Genomic DNA, 6,398 nt, shown 5'->3' on the forward strand with positions numbered 1-6,398 from the left:
AATCAGGGGAGGGGGGCTTTACGGTCCAGTTCTTCCCGCTCCTGAGCGACCATGCCTGCGGACTTCCGAGTAGCACGGGCGACCGCAATCTCGGCAGCGGTAATCTGCGGGGCAGGGGATGTGTGCCCGCGGGAAGAGAGCCATGTCAGGATCTGAGCAACCTGCTCATCCTTCAGGTAACGGAAGGGCGGCATTTCCGCCTCGTAAGGCTGACCGTTGGCCTTGATGGGGCCGCTAACGCCATTCATCAGCACATCAGCCAAATATTTTCGGCCTTCTGCTGTGCTGGCAATACGGTCAATCCGCCCAACCAGCGGCGGAACGGCACCCGGCATGCCATCACCACCATGGTGGCAGATGCCGCAATTTGTCCCGTACAGACCAGCGCCGCTTTTGGGCGTGCAGGCTGTTAGAAAAAGAGCAGCCCCGCTGGCAGCAAAAAGAGCGGGATGGAGCCGTTTGAAAAACGTCATGATGCTAAAAAGACCCGCTGGCTTCACGGGGGTGAAGCCAGCTCTGGCAGCATACGGGGCTTATTGCGCGTGCGTGACACCCAGCAGCTGGATACGGAAAATAAGCGGACTATTGGACGGAATAACGCCCATGGCCTTGTGGCCATAGCCCAGTTCCGGCGGCACGTAGAGCATCCATGTATCGCCCACATGCATCATAGGCAGTGCTTCCATCCAGCCTTTGACAAGACCTTCAAGCGGCATCTGCATATAAGCGCCATCACCATGCTGTTCGGAGCTGTCAAAAATGGCTCCGTCTGGCAGACGGCCTTCATAGATCAGCATCATGACGTCACCCGGCCGGGGCTGTTCTGCATCCTTCTTGCCAGATTGCAGAACCTTGTAAGCCAGACCATCTTTCAGCACCGTTACACCGGGCTCGCTGCGCAGCTTGTCAAACTGCTGCGTCGGGGTCAGCTCGGGTTCATCCGGCTTGTGGGACCCACAAGCCGTGAGGGAAACGGCCATGCTGGCCGCAAGCAGATAGGGGGTAATGGAGAAACGACGGGTCATGGTCCTCTCGGCATTTCAGAAAAAATGACACATATTCAGAAGCTCAGAGTGCGCCGCCATTACGGCCAATCTGTGCTCCCAGTCTCAGTCGCAGCGCGTTGAGTTTGATGAAGCCCTGTGCGTCTGCCTGATTATACGCTCCTTCATCATCCTCAAACGTTACAACGCGCGTATCATACAGGCTATTAGGGCTTTCGCGCCCAACACAAATCACATTACCCTTATACAGCTTGAGGCGCACGCGACCTGAGACAGAATGCTGAGAGGCATCAATCAGAGCCTGAAGCATCCGGCGTTCCGGCGAGAACCATAGCCCATTGTAAAGGATGCTGGCGTAGCGCGGCATCAGGCTGTCTTTCAGATGCATAGCTTCACGGTCCAGCGTGATGGACTCAATGCTGCGGTGCGCTGTTAGCAGAATGGTGCCACCCGGTGTTTCATAAATACCGCGGGATTTCATGCCCACAAAGCGGTTTTCCACCAGATCCAGACGGCCAATGCCGTTAGCCTTACCCAGTTCGTTCAGGCGTGTGAGCAGGGTCGCGGGAGACATGGTCTCGCCATTAATGGCAACCGGATCACCGCTGACAAAGTCGATGGTGATTTCCGTCGCCACATCCGGTGCTGCTTCCGGGGAGATAGTGCGCTGGAAAACAATTTCTTCCGGGCCAATGGCCGGGTCTTCCAGCAACTTGCCTTCGGAAGAGGAATGCAGAAGGTTGGCATCGACAGAAAAGGGCGCTTCGCCGCGTTTGTCTTTGGCAATGGGAATCTGATTTTCTTCTGCAAAAGACAGCAGGCGGGTGCGGGAGGTCAGATCCCACTCACGCCACGGCGCAATGACCGTGATGTCCGGTTGCAGGGCGTAATAGGCCAGTTCAAAACGAACCTGATCGTTGCCTTTGCCGGTTGCGCCATGAGCCACGGCATCCGCACCAACAGCGCGGGCAATCTCAATCTGGCGCTGGGCAATCAGCGGGCGCGCAATGGAGGTGCCTAGCAGGTACTGCCCTTCATACAACGTGTTGGCCCGGAACATGGGGAACACGAAGTCTTTGACAAAGGTTTCGCGCAGGTCTTCGACGAAGATTTCCTTCACGCCGAACAGTTCCGCTTTCTTGCGGGCCGGTTCCAGTTCTTCGCCCTGACCAAGGTCAGCCGTGAAAGTTACAACCTCGCACCCGTAGGTCTTCTGCAGCCAGCGCAGGATGACGGACGTATCAAGGCCGCCGGAATAGGCCAGCACAACCTTTTTGACATCTTTTCTGGCGGCAGTGGCGGCCATGAGGCAGGTCTCCTAAATCTTGTAATGAATAAAGTCCGAACAATGTCCTAGCACTAGCGGAGAAAGGGAGCCAGAGCCCATCCTCCGCGTACTGTGGTCCTGCGCAGAAAAATCAGCTTTGAGAGGCGCGGATACGCTCACTTTCGGTTTTTAGCTGCCCGCACGCCGCCAGAATATCGCGCCCGCGCGGGGTCCGGATGGGGGAGGCAAAGCCCGCCGCCATAACAATATCCGCAAACTTATTCTGTTGTTCCCGCGTGGAGGGGCGGTAGGCGCTGCCCGGCCACGGATTAAAGGGAATGAGGTTCACTTTGGCGGGAATACCGGAAATCAGCCGAACGAGTTCGCGCGCGTCAGCCTCGCTGTCATTCACGCCACGCAGCATGATATATTCAAACGTAATGCGGCGGGCATTGCTGGCGGCGGGATAACGGCGGCAGGCCGCGAGAACCTCTTCAATCGGGTATTTACGGTTGAGCGGCACAATTTCATCGCGCAGGTCGTTGCGCACGGCATGCAGGGAGACGGCGAGGTTAATGCCTAACTCATCACCACAGCGATCCATCAGCGGCACAACGCCGGATGTAGAAAGGGTGATGCGGCGGCGCGAGAGGCCAATGCCTTCACCGTCCATAATAATCCGCATCGCCTTGGCAATGTTTTCGTAATTATAGAGCGGTTCCCCCATGCCCATCAGCACGATGGTGGACAGCAGGCGTGGTGTATCGCCTTTCGGGCTCGGCCATTCGTTATAGGAATCGCGCGCAGCCATAAACTGGCCGACAATCTCGGCAGCCCCGAGGTTACGCACCAATTTCTGGGTGCCGGTATGGCAGAAGGTGCAGGAGAGCGTGCAGCCAACCTGTGAGGAAATGCATACGGCCCCCCGGTCTTCCCACCGATCAGGAATATAGACGGTTTCGGCTTCTTGCCCGTCCCGGAACCGGAAAAGAAACTTGCGTGTTTCATCTGTGGAGGTCTGCACTGTCGCCGCTTCCGGGCGACCGACCACAAATCGTTCCGCCAATTTCTGTTGGAGCGGTTTGGCAATGCTGCTCATCTGCGCGAAATCAGTCACGCCCTGATGATAGATCCAGTGCCAGAGTTGCTTGGTGCGAAACGGCTTTTCCCCAATTTCGACCAGAATATCTGTAATTTCTTCTCGTGTCAGGCCAACCAGATCCCGCCGTCCATCCGGCAGCATGGCCGGGGGCGGGCTGAAGAGGGCCGCTTTTGCCAGAATACGGGCCCGTTCATCCGCATTGAGAGACGCTGCGGCCTCTGCATCGTGCGATGGTGTGGGATGAGCAGAATTACCTAAAGACATGAACGGAGCCACTACTGGAAGGGAGGAAAGACGCCCTTATAACAGAGAAGGGGCCCGGCAGACACCGGACCCCTGATAAATTCTCCTGAACTGCGGGGCTGAGACTTTTAGCCCCGCAAGAAACCGAGGGGAAAAGAGTTCAAGCGGGAAGAACCGCGCTTTTACTGGGTGTGCGTTGCGCCAGATCCGGCGTGATTATTTTGCAGGCCGTTACGCAGCCACGGAGCAATATTGGTTTTAGCCGGATCAATCCCGCCGAGAATCGTGCTGATTGTTTTTGCGGAATAATCATCCGGAGTGGCGTCGGGAGAGATAGGGAAGGACGGGCGCGGAATATCAAACGTCATTGCTGGCTGCTCAGCTTCAGTCGTGCCGCCGGCTATGCTCGCCTGCTGGAGACCGTCAGACTGAATGTTGGCAACCACCGAGAGATGATCAGCATCCGCATGCTGGCCAAAATACAGATAGGCGTATGAGGCTGCGGCGGAGAGCACATCCCGCATGGCAACGCGATAACGGTTGTTGCCATCGGATGGAAGCGCGCTTGCACGCAATGTGGCCGGATCTGCCGAGATCACCAGCGTCTGGTTTTTGAGGTCATCCTGAAGGATCAGGCCGTCCTGCTCATACCCGCTCAAGAGAGGGCCTCCCGCTTCCGTCACACTGCCCTGCGGAGCAGGTGCGTTGGTAACAGCGTTATAGGGACGAGGCGCAGCCCCGGCACCACCAGTGATGCCGAGCAGGCCGGTTGCAACACCAAGCATCATGATGAGTTTACGCATAAGCGGCAGGCTTCCTTTAATTCTCTGTGATGAGGATTTATTACTCACGAATATGGCAGAAAAAGTGACACTTAGTCACGGATTTACCAAATTACCGGCAATAAAAAATGTTTTAAGAAAGCGCTTTTAAAGAACTGTTTCTGGTGGGCCTGAGTTTTAGGCTTCTGCGGGAACCCGTTTTGCGGCAATCAGAAATTCCCGGTTGCCTTCCGGCCCTGTAATCGGGCTAGGCTCAATCCCCAGAACTGACCAGCCGGGCAGGGCACTCCACCAGTCGTGAATCATCTGGCACACACCGTCATGCACCAATGGGTCGCGCACCACGCCTTTCGCGCCAATTTGGTCACGACCGGCTTCAAACTGAGGTTTGATAAGGGCGACGGCCCATGCATCATCCGCCGCCAGAGCTAAGGCTGCGGGTAGCACGGTGCGCAGGCCAATAAAGCTGGCATCACACACAATAACAGAAGGAGCCTGCGGAATAAGCGTGTTGTCCAGATGGCGGGCATTGCATTTTTCCATCACGGTCACACGCGGGTCCGACCGTAATTTCCATGCCAGTTGTCCGTGGCCCACATCCACAGCATAGACGCTGCGGGCTCCGTTGGTCAGCAGGACATCCGTAAAGCCGCCTGTCGAAGCGCCCACATCCAGACAGATACGGTCCTGTGCCGACAGATGGAAATATTCCAGAGCATGCGCCAGCTTGCAGCCGCCGCGAGAAACCCACGGATGCTCCTGCCCACGCACATCCAGAGGCGCGTCTTCCGCAAGCTGATCGCCCGCTTTGGCAACGCGCTTTTCTGCGGTGAACACAAGCCCGGCCATAATCAGGGCCTGAGCTTTTGTCCTGCTTTCAACCAGCCCCCGGTCAACAAGCATCTGGTCAACACGACGGCGTGCCATCGGATCAGGCCGTCTGCTCCGCCACAGCCACACCCAGCGCGCTGAGAGCAGTTTTGACGATGAAGGGGGCGGTGAGCCCGGCCTGCTCGTACTGAGCCTCCTGCGTGTTATGGTCGATGAAGATGTCAGGCAGGGTCATCGGGCGGAAGCGCACATGGTCCAGCAGGCCGGTGTTGGCCAGATGCTGGCCCACCTGCGCGCCAAACCCGCCAATCGAGCCTTCTTCCAGCGTAATCAGCACCGCATGGTTACGGGCCAGATTTTCCACCAGAGCCGTATCAATCGGCTTGGCGAAGCGGGCATCCGCTACAGTCGGGGCCAGCCCTTGTGCGGCCAGCATGTCTGCTGCCTTCAGGGCTTCCGCCAGACGCGGGCCGAGCGAGAGGATGGCAATGCCGCCTTTCTCCGCCCCGGCCTGACGGCCCATTTCCCGGACAATCCGGCCCTTGCCGATTTCCAGAACCTGACCTTCCGCGGGCAGGTCCAGCCCAAGGCCGTTGCCGCGCGGGTAGCGCAGGGCAATAGGGCCTTCATCAAACTCGGCGGCGGTAGCCGTCATGTGCAGCAGTTCGACCTCGTCAGACGGCGCCATGATGCTGATGCCGGGCAGGCAGCCCAAATAGGCGATGTCAAAGGAGCCTGCATGCGTCGCGCCATCGGCTCCCACCAGACCGGCGCGATCAATGGCGAAGCGGACGGGCAGCTTTTGCAGCACCACGTCATGCATCACCTGATCATAAGCGCGCTGGAGGAAGGAGGAGTAAATGGCGCAGAACGGACGCAGCCCTTCTGTGGCCATACCGGCCGCGAAGGTCACGGCATGCTGCTCGGCAATGCCGACGTCAAAAAAGCGGTCGGGATAGTTTTTGGCAAACGCATCCAGCCCGGTGCCGGACGGCATAGCGGCGGTGATCGCCGTAATCTTTTTATCGGTAGCAGCCCGGCGCACCAGTTCCTTTGCGAACACGGACGTATAGGACGGCGGGCCAGCGGGACCCTTTTTCTGCTCACCCGTGACGACATTGAACTTGGCGACGGCGTGATATTTATCCCCTGCTTTTTCCGCCGGGTTA

7 protein-coding genes are annotated in these 6,398 nt (G+C 57.8%); all 7 read right to left on the minus strand.

From position 1 onward, the window contains the following. Positions 1-2 precede the first annotated feature (2 nt). The gene (locus tag AD949_RS02820) at positions 3-473 is read right to left on the minus strand and encodes a c-type cytochrome (RefSeq protein ID WP_048836319.1); all 471 of its coding nucleotides are present in this window, start codon (positions 471-473) and stop codon (positions 3-5) included. Positions 474-533: 60 nt separating this feature from the next. Continuing rightward, entirely contained in the window at positions 534-1,025 is a 492-nt protein-coding gene (locus AD949_RS02825; RefSeq protein WP_048836304.1) for an FKBP-type peptidyl-prolyl cis-trans isomerase, read from the minus strand. A 43-nt stretch (positions 1,026-1,068) separates the two neighbouring features. Beyond that, entirely contained in the window at positions 1,069-2,310 is a 1,242-nt protein-coding gene (locus AD949_RS02830) for an argininosuccinate synthase (RefSeq protein ID WP_048836305.1), read from the minus strand. A 112-nt stretch (positions 2,311-2,422) separates the two neighbouring features. After that, complete coding sequence (rlmN, locus tag AD949_RS02835; protein WP_048836306.1) at positions 2,423-3,637, minus strand: 23S rRNA (adenine(2503)-C(2))-methyltransferase RlmN; 1,215 nt, start codon at positions 3,635-3,637, stop codon at positions 2,423-2,425. A gap of 161 nt (positions 3,638-3,798) precedes the next feature. Then, a complete protein-coding gene (locus tag AD949_RS02840; protein WP_048836307.1) occupies positions 3,799-4,419 on the minus strand; it encodes a hypothetical protein in 621 nt (206 codons plus the stop codon). 156 nt (positions 4,420-4,575) lie between these two features. Then, positions 4,576-5,325, minus strand: a complete 750-nt coding sequence (locus AD949_RS02845; RefSeq protein ID WP_048836308.1) for a TlyA family RNA methyltransferase — start codon at positions 5,323-5,325, stop codon at positions 4,576-4,578. A gap of 4 nt (positions 5,326-5,329) precedes the next feature. Continuing rightward, the coding region (locus tag AD949_RS02850; RefSeq protein ID WP_282955668.1) for a transketolase C-terminal domain-containing protein at positions 5,330-6,398 on the minus strand (1,069 nt) is incomplete at its 5' end.

The sequence above is a fragment of the Acetobacter orleanensis genome (assembly GCF_001581005.1).
In the GTDB taxonomy this organism is placed as follows: Bacteria; Pseudomonadota; Alphaproteobacteria; order Acetobacterales; family Acetobacteraceae; genus Acetobacter; species Acetobacter orleanensis.

Excerpts from the sequence above, each read along its gene's own strand:
- AD949_RS02820 (WP_048836319.1), bottom strand. The coding sequence starts at position 473 with ATGACGTTTTTCAAACGGCTCCATCCCGCTCTTTTTGCTGCCAGCGGG.
- AD949_RS02825 (WP_048836304.1), bottom strand. The coding sequence starts at position 1,025 with ATGACCCGTCGTTTCTCCATTACCCCCTATCTGCTTGCGGCCAGCATG.
- AD949_RS02830 (WP_048836305.1), bottom strand. The coding sequence starts at position 2,310 with ATGGCCGCCACTGCCGCCAGAAAAGATGTCAAAAAGGTTGTGCTGGCC.
- rlmN (WP_048836306.1), bottom strand. The coding sequence starts at position 3,637 with ATGTCTTTAGGTAATTCTGCTCATCCCACACCATCGCACGATGCAGAG.
- AD949_RS02840 (WP_048836307.1), bottom strand. The coding sequence starts at position 4,419 with ATGCGTAAACTCATCATGATGCTTGGTGTTGCAACCGGCCTGCTCGGC.
- AD949_RS02845 (WP_048836308.1), bottom strand. The coding sequence starts at position 5,325 with ATGGCACGCCGTCGTGTTGACCAGATGCTTGTTGACCGGGGGCTGGTT.